This is a genomic window from Curtobacterium sp. MCBA15_016 (assembly GCF_001865105.1).
Classification (GTDB): Bacteria; Actinomycetota; Actinomycetes; order Actinomycetales; family Microbacteriaceae; genus Curtobacterium.
In genome coordinates this window covers 89,731-107,413 of record NZ_MJGR01000033.1, presented here as the reverse complement: position 1 = coordinate 107,413, position 17,683 = coordinate 89,731, and the positions used below count along the sequence as shown (strand labels likewise).

11 protein-coding genes are annotated in these 17,683 nt (G+C 72.4%); 1 reads left to right on the top strand and 10 read right to left on the bottom strand.

Annotated features, from left to right (window positions below):
- Nucleotides 1–7 precede the first annotated feature (7 nt).
- A complete protein-coding gene (locus tag BIV03_RS13785; RefSeq protein ID WP_071296102.1) occupies nt 8–994 on the bottom strand; it encodes an SRPBCC family protein in 987 nt (328 codons plus the stop codon).
- Nucleotides 994–1,368 (bottom strand): helix-turn-helix transcriptional regulator, encoded by a 375-nt coding sequence (locus tag BIV03_RS13780; RefSeq protein ID WP_071296101.1) that lies wholly within the window; start codon nt 1,366–1,368, stop codon nt 994–996. Before BIV03_RS13780 ends, BIV03_RS13785 begins: the two co-directional genes overlap by 1 nt.
- A gap of 59 nt (nt 1,369–1,427) precedes the next feature.
- On the opposite strand from BIV03_RS13780, the gene BIV03_RS13775 reads away from it, so the two are divergent.
- Nucleotides 1,428–1,814 (top strand): ATP-dependent DNA ligase, encoded by a 387-nt coding sequence (locus tag BIV03_RS13775; RefSeq protein WP_070418059.1) that lies wholly within the window; start codon nt 1,428–1,430, stop codon nt 1,812–1,814.
- A gap of 275 nt (nt 1,815–2,089) precedes the next feature.
- On the opposite strand, the gene BIV03_RS13770 is transcribed toward BIV03_RS13775, so the two are convergent.
- The 8 genes from BIV03_RS13770 to BIV03_RS13735 form a co-directional block, all read right to left on the bottom strand.
- Nucleotides 2,090–3,874: a sulfite reductase subunit alpha gene (locus BIV03_RS13770; protein WP_071296100.1), complete on the bottom strand. Its 1,785-nt coding sequence runs from the start codon at nt 3,872–3,874 to the stop codon at nt 2,090–2,092.
- Complete coding sequence (locus tag BIV03_RS13765) at nt 3,871–9,441, bottom strand: glutamate synthase-related protein (protein WP_071296099.1); 5,571 nt, start codon at nt 9,439–9,441, stop codon at nt 3,871–3,873. The genes BIV03_RS13770 and BIV03_RS13765 overlap by 4 nt, the downstream gene beginning before the upstream one ends.
- Nucleotides 9,442–9,773: 332 nt before the next feature.
- Nucleotides 9,774–11,048, bottom strand: coding sequence for a glycosyltransferase (locus tag BIV03_RS13760; RefSeq protein ID WP_368086575.1), 1,275 nt, complete (start codon nt 11,046–11,048; stop codon nt 9,774–9,776).
- A gap of 198 nt (nt 11,049–11,246) precedes the next feature.
- Complete coding sequence (locus BIV03_RS13755) at nt 11,247–11,516, bottom strand: hypothetical protein (RefSeq protein ID WP_071296097.1); 270 nt, start codon at nt 11,514–11,516, stop codon at nt 11,247–11,249.
- A 127-nt stretch (nt 11,517–11,643) separates the two neighbouring features.
- A complete protein-coding gene (locus BIV03_RS13750) occupies nt 11,644–13,092 on the bottom strand; it encodes a glycosyltransferase family 39 protein (protein WP_071296096.1) in 1,449 nt (482 codons plus the stop codon).
- Between the two features lie 45 nt (nt 13,093–13,137).
- Nucleotides 13,138–14,610, bottom strand: coding sequence for a cell wall metabolism sensor histidine kinase WalK (locus BIV03_RS13745; protein WP_071296095.1), 1,473 nt, complete (start codon nt 14,608–14,610; stop codon nt 13,138–13,140).
- A 62-nt stretch (nt 14,611–14,672) separates the two neighbouring features.
- Nucleotides 14,673–15,395: a response regulator transcription factor gene (locus tag BIV03_RS13740; protein WP_083403443.1), complete on the bottom strand. Its 723-nt coding sequence runs from the start codon at nt 15,393–15,395 to the stop codon at nt 14,673–14,675.
- Nucleotides 15,396–15,430: 35 nt separating this feature from the next.
- Complete coding sequence (locus BIV03_RS13735; RefSeq protein ID WP_254790902.1) at nt 15,431–17,611, bottom strand: glycosyltransferase family 39 protein; 2,181 nt, start codon at nt 17,609–17,611, stop codon at nt 15,431–15,433.
- Between the last annotated feature and the right edge of the window lie 72 nt (nt 17,612–17,683).

Sequence of the window (17,683 nt, the reverse complement as noted above, 5' to 3'; positions counted from 1 at the left end):
TCACGACTCATGCCGCCGCGGACAGGACCTCGCGTTCCAGACGCTGGTAGCTCGTCTCCATGCCGTCCGTCATGCCGGTCGCGAGGATCATGTCCCGCTGCTCCCGGTCGGGGTAGGTGATGCGGAGCGTCATGAGCGTGACGCCGTCGGCCTCGTCGAACTGCAGGTCGTTGACGTTGGCCGGGAACGGCGCACCGGTCATCCGTTCGGTCGTGACCATGCGGCGTTCCGGCTCGATGACGAGGTTCTCGCCCTCGAACCCGAACGCCTCGCCCTCGGTGTCCCCGACGGGCGCCCAGGCCTGCCGGAACGAGCCGCCGACGACCAGGTCGTTCTCGCACACCGTCATCTCCCACCCGTCCGGCCCGAGCAGCCAGCGGCGCATCAGCTCCGGCTCCGTGTGCGCACGCCAGAGCAGGTGCCGCGGCGCCGCGAACGCGCGGGTGATGGCCACGTGGGTGTCGTCCACGATCTCGGTGACCGTGCCCCGGCCGAGGGCGTACTCGCGGAGGTCGGCCAGCACCGTGTCGAGCTGCCCGAACGCCTGCTCGTAGCCGTCGAGCATGCCCATCTCGAGCATGGCCTCGAGGTCGGCGGAGGACGCGAACGACGTCAGCACCGTCACCCGTGACCCGCTGTCGACGGTGTCGAACGACAGCACGGTCTCGCTCGCGGGCAGCGAGTCGTCGACCGTGCCCTCGGCGTCGGAGAACAGGTCGCGGAAGGCGATCCGGCGGGGTTCGTCGACCTCGGACACCTGCCAGAGTGCGTGGAAGCGTTCGTTCTCGGGCGAGGTCATCCGGTAGTGGGCGACGCCGCCGGGACGGAGGTCGAACGACGTGAACGTGGCGGGGAACCCGGGCGGGCCCCAGAAGCGTTCGAGCTGCCGGGGATCCGCGAACGCTGCCCAGAGGCGTTCGACGGGGACGGGGAACTCGGCCACGAGGGTCATGGTGAGCTCCTCGGGGTCGGTGTGGACGGACGTGGTCGGCATCAGTGGCTCCCTTGCGTTCGGTCGTCGCCGCGCGGCGCGCGGTCTGCTCCCAGCAGTGCGTCGAGCCGGTCGATCCGGCCGCGCCAGAGGTTCGCGTAACCGTCGAGCAGCCCACGGACGCGATCGATCTGTCCCGGCTCGGCGCGCACGATGCGGGTGCGGCCCCGGGGTTCCTTGGTCACGAGTCCTGCTCCTTCGAGGACGGCGACGTGCTTCTGGACGGCGGCGAACGACATCGCGTAGGCGTCCGCGAGTGCGCTCACGGACGCCTCGCCGACCAGGGTGCGACGGACGATGTCGCGTCTGGTCGCATCGGCCAGGGCGTGGAAGACCCGGTCGACCTCGGCATCGCTCAGTTCGGTTCGTGCAACCATTTGGTTGTACGTTACGACGGTCCTGCCCGCCGCACAACCCCCGCGGTGTACAAGGACGCATGGGTCAGCTCATCTACGACGGAGAGCCGCTCGACCTCCGGATCGACGATCGAGCGCTCACACACCTGCAGATCGTCATCGTGAACATGCTCCGGCGGGAGCACCGGTTCGCGTTCTCGTGGAAGGACGACGCCGTCCACGGCAACGGGCGCAGCACCATCTGGATGCACCCGAACGTGAGCCTGCACTTCAAGTTCTCCGGCAGCCGGGTGCCCCGGATCAACCGCAGCTGGCTCGAGGACCTCTACGCCGCCGCCACCTCGGGGTCCGGTCTCGTGCTCACCCCGGAGCCGTCGGACACGAGCACGGCGGACGACTCGGCGTGGTCCCGTGCGGTGGTGCCCGGCGACGCGGACGACGACTCCGGTACCGACGACGCCGGATAGCACACAGCCCGTGAACGGTCAACGGGTCGCGCACGTCCGTGCAGTCTGAGTACGGTGGGCGTACCGCGCGAGTGATCGACTCCGGCCCAGGGAGCCGGTGACGGTGGCTCCGCGGTCGGAGGGGGGAACCACGCGACGTGCGAGGAGTCCCGGATCAGGGGCCTCCCGGCCCACAGCGCCCCCTCGCCGTCGCCCCGGTCGTGGATTCGGGTTCCGCACCGGGGCGACGGGCGTGGCACCGGCCGCGCGCGCCGCTCGCCGGCCGCGCGCGCCGCTCAGTACACGTCGCGGACGTACCGCTTGCCGCGCCGCATGTCGGCGAGGTACGCCTGCGCGTCGTCCTCGCCCTTGCCCCGCTGGCTCCCGATGACGGCCAGGAGCGCCTGCTCGACGTCCTTCGCCATGCGTGAGGCGTCACCGCACACGTACAGGTGCCCGCCGTCCTCGAGCCACGAGTAGAGCTCCGGGGCCTGTTCGAGCATCCGGGTCTGCACGTAGACCTTCTCGGCCTGGTCGCGCGAGAACGCCAGGTCGAGGCGGTCCAGGACGCCCTGCTCCTGCAGCTCGGTGAGTTCGTCCTCGTAGACGAAGTCGGTGTCGCGGTGCTGGTCGCCGAAGAACAGCCAGTTCCGTCCCGTCGCCCCGGAGACCGCACGCTCGTGCAGGAACCCGCGGAACGGAGCGATCCCGGTCCCCGGGCCGACCATGATCATCGGCGCGGACGGGTCGGCGGGTACCCCGAACGACGCGTTCGGCTGCAGGTAGACGTCCACGGTGCCGTCGGGGGCGACCCGGTCGGCGAGGAACGTCGACGCGACGCCGGCGTACATGCGGTGCGGGTCCCCGTACCGGACGGACGCGATCGTCAGGTGGATGCGGTCCGGGTGCGCGAGCGGGCTCGACGAGATCGAGTACTGGCGCGCCTGCAGCGGTCGGAGGTTCGGCAGGAGTTCGTCGAGTCCGGGTGCCGCGGGTCCGGCGTCGCGGAGCAGGTCGAGTACGTCGCGACCCCACAGCCAGCGGTCGAGCTCGTGCTTGTCACCGTGCGAGACGACGGCGGCGAGCTCCGACGACGGTGCGCGCTGGACGAGGTCCGCGATGAGGTCCTTCGAGGGCGTCCGGATCTCACGGTCGGTCCGCAGGACCTCGGTGACCGGGCGGCCGTCGAGCGTCTCGGAGCCGTTCGCGCCGACCTGCTCGAGCAGCTCGCCGACGAACACCTCGTCGTTGACCGGCACGACCGCGAGCGCGTCGCCCGCCGAGTACTCGATCCCGGAGTCGCCGAGGTCGAACTCGTAGTGCCGGATCTCCTTCGCACTGCGCGGCGAGGAGAGCAGCCGGTTCTCGACCAGCGTCGACGGGTACGGGTTGCGCTTGTTCCACTGGGCACCGGGCCTGGAGGCACGGCTCGCGCCCGCCCCGCCGGCCGCGGTCGTCGCACCGGTCGCCGCCACCGCCGTGGTCGCGCCGGGCTGCACGCCCGCCTCCGCCGCCAGACGGTCGAGCACCGCAGCCGTCCAGAGCGCGGCCGGGTCCTCGTAGTCCACGTCGCAGTCGACGCGGTCGTGGATGCGGGTGGCGCCGAGCTGCTCGAACCGGGTGTCGAGGAGCTTGCCGGCCTGGCAGAACTCGTCGTAGCTCGTGTCGCCGAGCCCGAGGACGGCGTACTGCAGTCCCTCGAGCCGCGGCACGGTGGTCGCCTGGATCGCGTCCCAGAACAGTCCGGCGTTGTCGGGCATCTCGCCCTCGCCGTACGTCGAGGTGACCACGAGCACGTGCGACATCCCGGCGAGCTGCTCCGGCGTGACGGCGTCGAGCGCGGTGGCACGACCGCCGAGCCCGCGGGCCTTCGCGCCGGCGACCAGCTCGTCGGCGAGGAACTCCGCGTTGCCGGTCTGCGTGCCGAACAGCACGTCGATCGTCGTCGTCGGGGCGCCGCCGGAGGCCCGCTTGCCCGCGGCGGCGATGCCGGCGATGAACCCGGCGAGCCAGGACTCCTGGGCCTGCGAGAACGGTGCGTCGACCGGGATCAGCGATCCGGTCGGGGGGAGCAGGCTCACGCGGACACCGCCTCGGTCGGCGCCTGCGGTGCACGGCGGGCGATGTCCTCGAGCGCTGCGTTCGCGAGCAGCTCGTCGAAGCGGGCCTCGCGGACGCGGCCGTCGTTCTTGGCGTTCTGGTGCATGATCCACCCGGTGGTGCCCGGCGCGTCCATGCTGCGGTTGTTCCGCTGCGTGAGCGCGCGCTTGTAGTCGTCGAGGCGCTTGATCGCGATGAGGGTCGCGAGCTCGTCGTCCGCGAAGCGGTCCAGCGTGCCGCGCAGGTACTTCACGACGCGCTGCTTCACGAAGAAGTCCTCGGTGAGGATGAGGTTCTTGACCGCCTCGGTCACCCGGGGGTCGTTCGGGCCGGCCGCGCCGGGGACCCGCTCGAGCGCGAGGTCCTGGGCGACGCCGAGCACGGTGTACGAGGACAGGAGCGAGAACATGTCGTCGCCCTGGTCGCCGAGCGACGGGGCACGGCCGCCGAGGACGGCGCGCTGGTCGCGGTAGTCGACCTTGAACGCGCGGAGCTTGTCCGTCGCGATCGAGGTCGCCAGCTCGTCGAGCAGTTCGTTCCGGCTCGCCGCGGCCAGGATCTCGCCGGCGTCCTGGGTGAGCAGGAGCGCCCGGGGCATGCCGACGAAGACGTGCTGGCGGGTGGTCTCCCACTCGGCGAGCAGACGCTCGGCCAGCGCCGAGCCCGTCGCCTCGAGGTGCCACTCGAGCAGCAGGCGCGCCGCTGCCTCGTGGAAGGCCCCGCGCTCGGTGTCGGTGACCGGGAACACGAGGAGCGAGTCGGTGCTCGCGCGCTCGGTGACCTCGCCGGAGGGGTCGTACTGGTACAGGAACCCGCCGGACATGCCGTTGCCGAGGCCCTTGCCGAAGGTACCGAGGTTGAACACGGCACCGCCCGTCATGTACTCGCAGCCGAAGTCCCCGACGCCCTCGACCACGGCCGTCGCGCCGGAGTTGCGCACGGCGAACCGGTCGCCGGCCTCACCCTCGACGAAGGTGCGGCCACCGGTCGCCCCGAACAGTGCGAAGTTGCCGACGAGGACGTTGCCGCCCTGTCCGGCACTGCCGCCACCGGGTGCGCGGACGATGATCCGGCCACCGCTCTGGCTCTTGCCGACGCCGTCGTTCGCGGTGCCGGTGTGCTCGAGCACGATGCCGTCGTTGTTGAACACGCCGTACGACTGCCCGGCCGACCCGAGCGTGCGGATCGTGACCGCGCCGTCGACGAGTCGGCGGCGTCCGCGGTCGTCCGTGGTGATCGCCGGGTGCCCGGACAGGTCGGTGTCGCGCAGCTCGTGGTTGAGCAGGCGCTCCACGTCGATGCCGAGCTGGCCGCCGACGGACTTGTCGCTGTTGCCGAGCAGCACGCCGTGCACGAGCACGTGCGCCTGCTCGTGGTCGACGAGGGCCGTGCGGACCCGCTCGAGCAGCGCGTCGTCGGTGTGGAAGTCCTTCTCGAGGTACTCCGGGTCCTCGACGAGCTTCTCGGGGACCTGCGCGAGGAGCGCCCGGACGTCGAGGCGCCCGACGCTCGCCGGGTGGTCGAGGAGCTGCAGCAGGTCGGTGCGACCGCGGGCCTCGCGCAGGGAGCGCAGGCCGAGGCGCGCGAGGATCTGCCGCACGTCGTGGGCGATGTTGAGCAGGTACTGCGCGAGCGCACGGGGGTCGCCCTCGAACGCCTCGGCGTTCGTGGTGAGGCCAGCCGGGCACTTCACGTTGCAGTTCTTCGCCATCACGCAGCCGAGCATCATGAGCGCGGTCGTGCCGAACTCGAAGCTGTCGCCGCCGAGCAGCGCGCTCGTGACCACGTCGGAACCGGTCTGGTGCGCGCCCGAGCAGCGGAGCGTGACCTTCTGGCGGAGGCCGTTCGCGACGAGCGCCTGGTGGACCTCGGCGACGCCGATCTCCGCCGAGCGGCCGGCGTACTTCAGGCTCGTGACGGCCGCGGCGCCCGTGCCACCGGTGTTGCCCGCGACGTTGATGACGTCCGCGCCGGCCTTGGCGACGCCGACCGCGATGGTGCCGATGCCCTCGGAGGACACGAGCTTCACGATCACCCGGACACGGGCGGCCTTGCAGTCGTGGATGAGCTGCGCGAGGTCCTCGATCGAGTACGTGTCGTGGTGCGGCGGCGGCGAGATGAGCTCGACGCCAGGGGTGCCACCACGGGCCGCGGCGATGTCCACCGTGACCTTCGGCGCGGGCAGCTGGCCGCCCTCGCCCGGCTTCGCGCCCTGGCCGATCTTGATCTCGAGCTCCTCGAGCATCGGGTCGGCGAGGTAGCCCGCCCAGATGCCGAACCGTCCCGAGGCGAACTGCTTGATGCGCGAGCCGCGGATCGTGCCGTAGCGGGAGTGGTGCTCGCCGCCCTCACCGCTGTTCGACATGCCGCCGACCATGTTCGTGCCGTGCGCCACCGCCTCGTGCGCGGTCGCGACGAGCGCGCCGTGGCTCATCGCGCCGGACGCCAGGGTCCGGGTGATCTCGTGCGCCGGCTGGACCTCGTCGAGCGCGACGCTCGCCGGGGCGTGGTCGAGCAGTGCGAGCAGCTCGACGGCGGAGCCGGTGGCGCGGAGCGTCACCTGGGTGTCGTCGACGGAGTCGACGTCGACCTGGCCGGGGTGCAGCAGCGCGAGGCCGTCCGCGAGGGCCGCGTGGCGCAGTGCACCCGTGGTCCCCGTCGACGTGAGCTCGAGGCGGAAGCGAGCCGTGCCTCCTGGGAGGTCCCCGTCGTCGGCCGGACGCGAGCCGGAGAGCCCGCGCACCGTGACGCTCGCGTTGCCGGTGGTCGAGAAGCGGCCGAGCTCGCGGGCGAAGTCCTCTGCCGTGTCGATGCCGGTGACGTCCGCGGGCAGCGCGAGGACGTCGCGGAGGGCCGCGGGACGGCGCGAGCGCTCGTCGTGCGTCGTCTGCAGGAACGTGACGTAGCCCGGGGTGATCCGGTGCGCGTCGATCTCGGCGTCGCTCAGCCGGTCGTAGCCCGTGTTCCGGTAGGCGGTGTCGGTGATGCCGAACGCGTCGTCGAGCTGTCCGAGCGTGAGGAGCCGCAGCGCCTCGGAGTCGCCGGAGCGCTCGAAGGCCGGACGCTCCTCGGTCATGCCGCCGAAGCCGCGCACGCTCGCGACGCCGAACGAGTGCCCGGCACCGTCCGAGCGCTCCTTGAAGAGGCCGAGCATGGGCACCTGGCCCTCGGACTCGACCGTGCGGGCGCGCTCGTGCCAGTCCGTCGCGGCCTGGGCGATGCGGGCGAACCCGACGCCGCCGACCGGGGCCTGCATGTGCGGGAAGACCCGGGCGAGCAGGTCGTCGCGGGTGTCGAGGTAGTTCGGCTCGAAGAACTCACCGCCGATGTAGCTCTCGGCCGTGCAGAGCCCGACGCGGCCCATCGTCTTCGCGAGGGCCTTCTCGGCCGCCTTCCGGAAGCGCTTGAGGGCGAGGTCGGTCGCGGTCAGTTCGCCGGCCGGGGCGGGCGCTGCGGGGTACTTCTCCTCCGCACGGAGACGTGCGGAGAGGCTGTACACCGCTGCGGCGCCGAAGCCGAGCGCCGTCGCCACGTGGTGTGACGATGGCAGCTGACCGGACTCGGCGACGACGGAGATCCGCAGGCGCAGGCCGGTCTCGATGAGCCGCTGGTTGACGGCGGCCACGGCGAGGATGACGGGGAGGGGCGCGTGCGTCGACGACACGTTGCGGTCGGTGAGCACGGCGATGCCGCCGGTGCGCTCCGCGAAGGCGGCGACGGCGTCGGCGAGGTGCTCGGTCGCGGTGCGGACCGCGTCGGCGTTCGCCTGCTCGTCGCCGAGCACCGGCACGTAGAGCATGTCGAAGCGCTCGAGCGGCACGATGTCCTGCTCGCGCAGGCGCACCATGTCGAGGTGCCCGAGGATCGGGGACTCGACGACGAGCTGCCGCGTCGCCGAACCCGTCCCGTCGGGCTTCGCGCCGAGGGCGACGCGCATCGACATGCCGTCGGCTTCGCGGATCGAGTCGAGCGGCGGGTTCGTCACCTGGGCGAAGCGCTGCGAGAAGTACTTCGCCATGCCGCCCTCGGTGTCGCTCAGGGCGTTGATGGCGTTGCCGTAGCCCATCGCCGAGATCCGCTCCGAGCCGTTCTGCAGCATCGGGTCGAGCATGAACCGGAAGCTCTCCTGGTTCAGCGAGTACGCCACGTAGCGGCCCGCGAGCGACAGATCGCCCTCGTAGCCGAGCGTGGTCGTGGTGCGCTGGTACTCCGGCGCCGGGACGTCGTCCAGGTTGACGCGGGCGGCGTCGAGGAGCGTGCCGTACGGCTTCCGCGCGGCGAGCATCTCGAGCACCTCGCGCGTGCGCATGAGCGTGCCGGTGCGGTGGTCGACGACGAGCATGCCGCCCGCCTCGATGCGGCCGCGGTGCACGACGTCCTCCGGCTCGAACTCGACCTGACCGGCCTCGGACGACACCATCAGGTACTCGGCGGTCTGCACGGAGCGCAGCGGGCGCAGGCCCAGTCGGTCGAGCCGGGCGCCGACCACGTCGCCGTCGCTGAAGATCACGGCGGCCGGGCCGTCGTTCTTCTCCTCGTAGAGCGAGAAGAACTCGAGCATGTCCCGCACCGCCGGGGTCAGGGTGCGGTCGTTCTCCCACGCCGGGGGCATGAGCGAGACCACGGCCTCGACGATCTCGAGGCCGTCGTCGAACACCCGGCTCTGCAGGGTCTGGTCGAGGCGGCTCGAGTCGGACTGGCCGGGCGGGCGGACGATGCTGCGGGTCCGTGCACGGGCGAGGGCCTCGTCGGACAGCCGGTTCTTCCGGTCGGTGTTCAGCTCGCCGTTGTGCGCCATCAGGCGGAAAGGCTGCGCCATCGTCGGGTGCGGCTCGGTGTTCGTCGAGAACCGGGTGTGGAAGTAGAGCGTCCGGACCGAGTGGCGCGGGTCACGCAGGTCGGTGAAGTACCCGATGACCTCGCCGGAGTTCAGCCGCCCCTTGAGGATCTGGGTCCGGGCGCTGAGCGACAGCGGGTACAGGGCGGCGTGCTCGGCGCGGTCGGCGGCGGCCTGGCCGTACGACACCGCCTCGATCGCGAGGAGGGCGCGGTTGGCGGCGGCGTCGACCTCGGCGCGGGTCCACGCCTCGGGGGCACGGAAGACCCACTGCACGATCGGCAGCTGGTACTGCTCGGCCTCGGGACGGGCGACGGAGTGGTCCACCGGGACGTCACGGACGAGCAGGAGCTCGAAGCCCTGCTGCTCGATGGCGTCCGTGACGGTCTGCTGCGCACGGGCGCGCTCGGCGTCCGCAGCCGGGCCTGTGCCGCTCGGCACGAAGCAGTTCGCGACGCCGAAGTGGCCCGCGCGGAGCTCCTCGCCGGTGATCGCGCTGAAGAACTCCACCGACAGGTCGATGCTCACGCCCGCGCCGTCACCGACACCCTCGGCGGACTTGCCGCCGCGGTGGGGGATGGCGCACAGCGCTTCGTCGCCCTTGCGGATGACGTCGTGGCTCGGCATCCCGTCGAGTCGGGTGATGAAACCGACGCCGCAGTCGCTCGATTCGCGGGCAGGGTCGTAGAGACCGAAGGAGGAGGGGTTCACGTGTGCAGGTCCAGTGGGGCGTTGCCGGCAGCGGACGGCCAGGCTGCATCAGTGGAGCGCTCGCCGCGGGCAGACCGATGGTGGCAGTCGGGCCCTGTGGGGTTGTGGTGCGGTGAGGCGATGCTACGGCGCGGTATACCGCCCGCGCAACACCGCGGGGCCGGGGTGCGCGGCGCGGGCGCGGCGGGGGTGTGCGGCGCGGGTGCGGCCGGGGTGCGGCGCGGTTCGCTTGCGCACAACGAAAGTCACTCCGCGCCGCGGATCCCCGTGGCGCGGAGTGACTTCGGTTGTGCGAGCGCGCGGCCGCGGGGCGGCCGGGCGGCCCGGCGGCGTCAGGCGGCGTGGCGCTCGTCGACCGCGATCGGCTCGGTCGCCGCCGTGCTCGCGTCCGCCGCCGGGGTCGTGCCCGGGCGGATGAGCTCCGGCCGACGCCGGGACCGGAACACCCACGCCTTGAACAGGACGAAGCGGACCAGCGTCGCCACGAGGTTCGCGGCCGTGAGCACCACGATCTCCGCACCGTGCGACGATCCCGGTGCCGCCGAGTGCAGGATCACCAGCGACCCGGACGTGATCGCCCACGCGATCCCGAACACCACCAACCCCTGCACGTGGTGCCGCCCTGCGCCGGCACGTCCCCGCACCCCGAACGTGAAGCGTCGGTTGAGTGCCGTGTTGCCGATCGCGGTGACCAGGAGCGCCAGGAAGTCCGCCGTCTGGGCACCGATCGCCGGGCGGAACAGGGCGTAGAGCACGGCGAACGCGATCGTCGACAGCACGCCGATCGCCCCGAAGCGCAGCACCTGCCCGACGATCCCGACGTGCGGTGGCGTGAACGGACGGCGGCCGATGGCGTCGTACACCGCACCGATCGGCACGCGTCCGGTTGCGAGCCCGCGGGAGACCCGCCACATCCCCTTGAGGTCCTCGGTCGCGGTCGAGGCGATGTGCACCGATGAGTTCACGTCGTCAACCCAGTCGACCGGGACCTCGTGGATCCGTAGTCCGGCGTGCTCGGCCAGCACGAGCAGCTCGGTGTCGAAGAACCACGCGTCGTCCTCGCACAGGGGCAGGACGTGTTCCGCGGCCTGCCGGGTGATCGCCTTGAAGCCGCACTGCGCGTCCGAGAAGGACACCCCCATCGTGGTGCGGAGCAGCAGGTTGTACGAGCGGGAGATGAACTCGCGCTTCCCGCCGCGCACCACACGTGACGAGCCCGCCAACCGGGTGCCGATCGCCACGTCCGAGTGCCCGGACAGCAGCGGGGCGACGAGGGGTTCGAGCGCGGCGAGGTCGGTGGAGAGGTCCTCGTCGACGTAGACCAGCACGGTGGCCGGCGACGCTGCCCAGACGGCCTTGAGCGCACGGCCCCGGCCCTTCTCCGGCAGGTGCACCGCGTGCACGTCCGGCAGCATCGCGGCGAGGTCGTCGGCGATGCGTGCGGTGTCGTCGGTCGAGGCGTTGTCCGCGATCGTGATGCGCCAGGTGTTCCGGAGCGACGTCCGGCAGAAGGTGTGCAAGCGGCGGACGTGGGCGGCGAGCGTGTCCTGCTCGTTGTAGCAGGGGACGACGATGTCGATGTCGAGGGTGTGGTTCGTCTCCGTCATACCGCACATGCTCGGGACCGGGCATACGGGGACCGCAGCAGCCTGCTGTGCCGCGTCTAAGAACGCGCGGCCGGCCACCGCGCAGCCCGACGACGACTGCGCACGGTGGACCACGAGCAGTCGTCGTCAGAGCGCGCACCCGTGGCCGGGCAGGACGGAGCGGACAGCGCGCACCGTGGCCGGGCAGCGCGCAGCGGGTCAGCGCGCGAACAGCACCTGCACGACCGCGATGACCACGAGCGCCGCGATGGGGACGCCTGCGATCCAGACCGCGGCGCGCACCTGCGTCCGCCGGATCGTGGCCGGCGCGTGCGACGTCCGGGCGAACTCGGTCGCCGCGACGAGCTCCGGGGCCGCGGCCGGCGGCGCGGGCTCGGGCTGGGGTCGGTCGTCCTCGAACGCGGGCACCTCGACCACGAGGTCGTCGGCGCGCGGCCGCTCCGGCAGTCGTGCGAAGTCGTTCGGCATGCGGGCCCCCGTCCGTTCCCGTCCAGTGTGCCACGGCACCGACGGCACCGACGGCTTTCGCGCCGGCCGCGAGCCCACCGGCAGCCGAGCTGCTAGCCACGCGCCCCACCGGCAGCCGAGCTGCGGGTCAGCCCTCGACGGTGAGCGCTCCCGACTGCAGGACGACCCGCCCGTCCTTCGGCAGCCACACCTGGAGTCCGCCGACCTCGGCGACCGAGAACCGCGACCGCTCGGAGTCGAACAGCTGCGTCACGGCCCCGGACGGCGGGAAGCGTCGGTCGTTCCCGACCACGATCGCGACGTACGGCCCCTGGTCGGCCCGGGTGGTGCCGCGCTCGGCGACGTACGGCACGAAGAGCCCCGGGGTCGCCGACACGAACAGGATCTTGCCGTCGGGCACGTGCTGTTCCTCGAGGTAGTCCCCGAGCAGCGCGATGCCCGTCGGGTGCTGGCGCGCGATGTCCTGGCTGAGCCGGACGGACGGCACGACGAGCGAGACGACCAGCACGAGCGACAGCGCCGTCGCGACCGGGGCCGCCCCCCGCACCGGCACACGCGGCAGTCGCGCCAGCCCGATCGCGGCCAGGACGAGCAGGAACGGCATCCACGCCGAGTAGTACGTGGGCAGCGCGATCTTCGCGACGACCACGTAGAAGCCCACGAGCAGCGCCAGGGCGACGCCGACGTACGCGACGAGCCGGTCGGCCCGGATCGCCAGCGCCGCGACGACCCCGACGGCGAGGACGACGAGCAGCAGCACCCCCGTGCCGGCCTCCATGAAGTGCAGGTTCGCCCACCACGGGGCGAACCGGTAGACGGTGCCGCCGATGGTGATCGGGTGCCCGGTGGTGTTCTGCCCCTCCTGGAACTCGATCATGTACCGGATCGCGGACCGGATCCCCATCGGCACGTACGACACGACGAACACCAGCCCGAACGCGGCCGCCCACATCGCGCCGCCGACGAGCAGTCGACGCCATGCCCGGAACAGCACCGGCAGCAGCAGGAACACCGGCAGCAGCACCACGGTGGAGACCTTCGACGTCACCGACAGGGCCATCAGCGCACCGGACACGGGCGCGAGCCACCACCGGTCGCCGCGCATCCACACCCACGCCGTGGCCACCGCGAGCACGGCGAACACGGTCATCACCGGGTCGAGCAGTGCCAGACGGTCGACGCGCGGACCGGCACCACCGCGCGGCGTCAGCCACCAGAGGGCGGCGGCGAGCAGGGCGCCCCAGTAGCCGATCTCGCGCCGCAGCCACCAGTACAGCGCGACGCCGACGCCGAAGGTGAGCAGGGCGACGAGCACCCGCGGACCGATCGGCCCCTGCCCGGCGACGAGCTGCGCGAGACCGAACAGGTACTTCGCGGTCGGGGGGTGCTCGCGGTTGAACGAGAAGTCGCCGTGCACGTACTGCCACCCGGCGCGGAGGTAGATGTCCTCGTCGCCGGTGATGTTGGGCCCGCCGATGTTCCAGAAGCACTGGTAGAGGGCCCAGAGCAGGACCACGGCCGCCACTCCTGCCCGGATGCGGAGGTCACCGGCGAGTGCGGACAGTCGTGAGGGCACCGTCCGAACCTAGTTGCTCGGCCGCTCCCGAGCGAACCAGCCCGGTCAGTCGGCGTCCGGTGTCCGACCCGGCAGATCGACCGTGAACGCCGTCCGCCCCGGCTCCGAGGCGACCCGGACGAGCCCGTCGTGCGCGGTCACGACGGCCCGGACGATCGCCAGCCCGAGGCCGCTCGTGCCGTGCTCGCGGGACCGGGACGCCTCGCCGCGGGTGAAGCGGTCGAACAGCGTCGGGAGCACCTCGGCGGGGATGACCGGTCCGTCGTTCGCGACCACGAGACGCACGACGTCGCCGGTCCGCTGCAGGGAGACCACCACGGACGTGCCCTCCGGCGTGTGCGTCCGCGCGTTCGCCAGCAGGTTCGTCACGACCCGCCGCAGCTGCGTCGCGTCCCCGGACACCACGAGCGGGTGGTCGTCCAGCACCTGCAACGTCCACCGGTGCCCGGGTGCGGTCGCGCGCGCGTCCATCGTCGCCTCGACGACGATCGACGTCAGGTCGACCGGCTCGCGCGCCGGTGCCGGGCCGGACGCCAGGGCGACGGCGTCGAGACGAGCGAGCAGGAGCAGTTCCTCCACGAGGTCGCCCATCCGCACCGCCTCGCGCCCGATCCGGTCGACGTTGCGGCGGACCGCGTCGGGGTCGTCCGACGACGCCGAGAGTTCGGCGTACGCCCGCACGGTCGCGATCGGGGTCCGCAGCTCGTGCGACGCGTCGGCGACGAACGTCCGCATGCCCGTCTCGGCCTCGCGTCGGACCGTGAGCGCCCGGGCGACGTGTCCGAGGAGGCGGTTGAGCGCGGTGCCGACCTGCTCGACCTCGCGGTTCGCCGCGAGGTCCCCGGCCGAGACCCGCACCGGGATGTCCGTGTCCCCGCGCTCCAGGTCGAGCTCGGTGACGTCGGACGCCACGGCCGCGACCCGTTCGAGCGGGCGGAGCGATCGCCGGACGAGGAGGGTCAGCGCCCAGGCCGCGACGAGCAGCCCGACGACCGTCACGACACCGATGACGAGCAGGAGGCGGGCGATGGCGGCGTCGAGGTCGCCGAGCGGCAGCGCGGTCACGAAGACGTCGCCGTCGTCGCCGACGGCCTGCGCCCGGTAGGTGCCGAGCTTCCCCAGGTCGACCGTCACGGGGTCGCCGTCGCTGGCGATGCGCGACAGGGTCGCCTCCTGCGCCGAGGACAGCCCGTGCTGCCGGCCGCTGCTGTCCGTGTACCCGCCGAGGACGGTCGCGCCGTCGCGCCGGATCGCGACGACGGTGCCGGCGGACTGTCCGGGAGCGCCGATGAACGCGTTGTCCGGGTCCGAGCCGGAGCCGGTACCGGTCGACGGGGGCGGTGGCCGTTCGCCGTCCGGCCCGCCGACGGTCCGCTCGGCCGCGGTCGCGAGTTCCGCGTCGAGCCGGTCGACCAGGTACCCGCGGAACGCGACGACCGTCACCGCTCCGACGACGACGTTGGTCGCGACGAGCAGGAGCGCCACGGCCGCCACGATCCGCCACCGCAGCGACGGCACGCGCCGCCGACGGTCGGTTCCGTTCCGGGCCCGGGAGGCGCGGCTCGCCGTCCGCGGTCGGCTCACGTCGTCGGCCGGAGCACGTACCCAGCTCCGCGGACGGTCTGCAGCATCGGCTCGCGTCCGGCGTCGAGCTTCTTGCGCAGGTACGACACGTACATGTCCACGAGGTTGGACGACGTGCCGAAGTCCATCCCCCAGACGTTCGCCAGGAGTTGCTCCCGGGAGAGCACGCGGTTGGCGTTCCGCACGAGGTGCCGCAGCAGCTCGTACTCGGTCGCGGTGAGGTCGATCGGTTCACCGGCGCGCGTGACCGTCCTGGCGTCCTCGTCGAGCCGGAGGTCGCCGACGCTCGTCGCGGCCGGACTCCCGACGGCCGTGACCCGCGGCGACGTCCGGGCCAGGATCCGCGCCCGGACGAGCAGCTCGTCGATGCCGAAGGGCTTGGTCAGGTAGTCGTCGCCGCCGCCCGTGAGTCCGGCGAGCCGGTCCTCGGGGGCGTCCCGCGCCGTGAGGAACAGCACCCGCACGTCGTCCCGGGCGTCCCGGAGTCGTTCGAGCACCTCGAACCCGTCGATGTCCGGCAGCATCACGTCGAGGACGACCACGTCGGGTCGGAAGTCCCGGGCGGCGAACAGCACGTCGCGCCCGCGGTGCACGGCCCGCACCTCCCAGCCGTCGCCCGCGAACGCGAGGGCGACGGCGTCCGCGAGGGCGTGCTCGTCGTCGACGACGAGGGCGCGGACGGGTGAGCCGTCGGTGCGCTGCAGCGGTTGCCCGGTCACGCCCGCGAGCCTATCCACCGCGCCCTCGTCGTCGATCACTTCGTGCTGCTCAGGTCGTAGACGGTCTGCCCGCCGACCGTCGTGGACTCGTAGTTCGCCGCGACCCACTCCTGGATGGCCGACGCCGTGGACGATCCGCCGCCCATGCCGCCGCCGCCCGAGCCGGAGGACACGTAGTACCCGATGTCCCCGTCGGCGACGTACGCCTGGAACTGGGCGAGCGTCGGTGCCGGGTCGCTCGACCAGCCACCGATCGCCATCACGGCCGTGTCGGTGTCGAGTTCGAGCTGTGCTGCCGACTGCGAGCCGTTCACCGCGGCCGCCCACTTCGCGTCGGACGCCTCGAGGAGCTTCTGCAACGCCGACGAGGTCGTCGACCCGCCACCGCCCATGCCGCTCGGGGCGCCGTCGGTCGATCCCTCGGCGGTGCCGTCGGTCCCGGTCGAGCCCTCGGTGGTCCCGGAGGCGCCACCGGGCGCCGTCCCGTCGGCACCCTCCGGCGCCTCGCCGCTCATGCCCTCCGGCGGGGTCCCGCCGGGACCCTGCTGGGAGCCGTCGTCGGAGGTGGAGCCGCCGCTCTCGGAACCGGAGGTCGACCCGCCGGGTCCACCCGCGCCTCCCGGCATGTCACCCGTGCCACCGCCGCCCATGCCGCCGGTGCTGCTGCCCGCCGGACCGACGCTCGGGATCGAACCGGAGTGCGCGACGGTCGTCGTGGCGAGGGCGTAGGCCGTGGTGCCGCTGAGCCCGAACAGGGTGCCGGCGAGGACGCCGATCGTGACGAGCCTGCGGAGCGACGGCACACTGCCCATCACGACGAGCGCTGCCGACAGCAGGCCGCCGGCCAGCATCACCCAGCGGAGCCAGGGCAGCCACGTCGGGTTCTCGTTGAGCAGGCACCAGCCCCAGAAGGCCGTGACGCCGATCATGGCGGCCAGACCGATGCGGCCGGTGAAGCGCTCGCGGGCGTGCCAGAGCAGCGCGCCGCCGGTGCCGACGAGTCCGGCGATCGCCGGGGCCAGCGCGACCGTGTAGTACGGGTGGATCGTGCCGGACATGTACGAGAAGACGAGTCCGGTGACGAGCAGCCAGCCACCCCAGAGCACGAGTCCGGCGCGGGCGGGGTCGGCCAGGTGACGGCGGCCGACGACGACCAGGCCGACGATCAGCGCGATGAGTGCGGCGGGCAGGAGCCACGAGATCTCGAGGCCCATCTCGGACGAGAAAAGCCGGTTCAGACCCGTCGACCCGCCGAACGAACCGCCCGCGGTGCCGCCGGTCATGCCGCCGCCTCCGCCGCCGTTGCCCGAGCCGCCGAAGATCCGACCGAGGCCGTTGTAGCCGAACACGAGGTCGAGCACGGTGTTGTTCGTCGAGCCGCCGATGTAGGGGCGGGACTCGGCGGGCCACAGCCACACGGCGACCACCCACCAGCCGGCGGCGACGACGAGGGACCCGGCGGCGACGAGCAGGCCGACGACGCGACGGCCCCAGGTGGTGCGAGCGGCGAACAGGTACACGAGGCCGAACGCCGGCAGGACGAGCAGCCCCTGCAGCATCTTCGTCAGGAAGGCGAACCCGAGGGCGACCCCGGCGAGGGCGATCCACTTCCAGCTGCCCCTCGGGAGCGCCCGCACGGTGCAGTACGCGCCGGCGGTCATGAGGAGGACGAGCAGCGCGTCCGGGTTGTCGAACCGGAACATCAGCGCGGCGGCCGGGGTCGCCGCGACGACGAAGCCCGCGAGCAGCGCGCCGACGTTCGCCGTGGTGGCCCCGAGCCGGGCGAGCGTGCGGCGGACCGTTCCCCACACGAGCGCGACGGACCCGACGGCCATGAGGGCCTGGGGGAGCAGGAGGCTGAAGCTCGAGAATCCGAACAGCCGGGCGGACAGCACCATCACCCACAGCGAGGCCGGGGGCTTGTCCACCGTGATGAAGTTCGACGAGTCGAGGGAGCCGAAGAAGAACGCCTCCCACGACTTCGTGCCGGCCTGCACGGCGGCGGCGTAGAAGCTGTTCGCGTACCCGGAGACGCTGAGGTCCCAGAGGTACACCACGGCGGTCACGGCGAGGAGCGCCCAGAACGCGGGCCGGAGCCAGCGGGCGTCCTCGCGCTCGCCGAGGAACAGGCGGGCGACGGGCTTGCGGCGCCGATCCCGCGCGTCGGTGCGCGCGGTCTCGCGTCGATCGGTCACGGGTATCGGGTACGTGGTCATGGCAGTGAGGATTCCGGGCGTTCCCCGACTGTCACCCTGCGGCGGCTATGCGCGCCCTAAGACGCGCGGCGC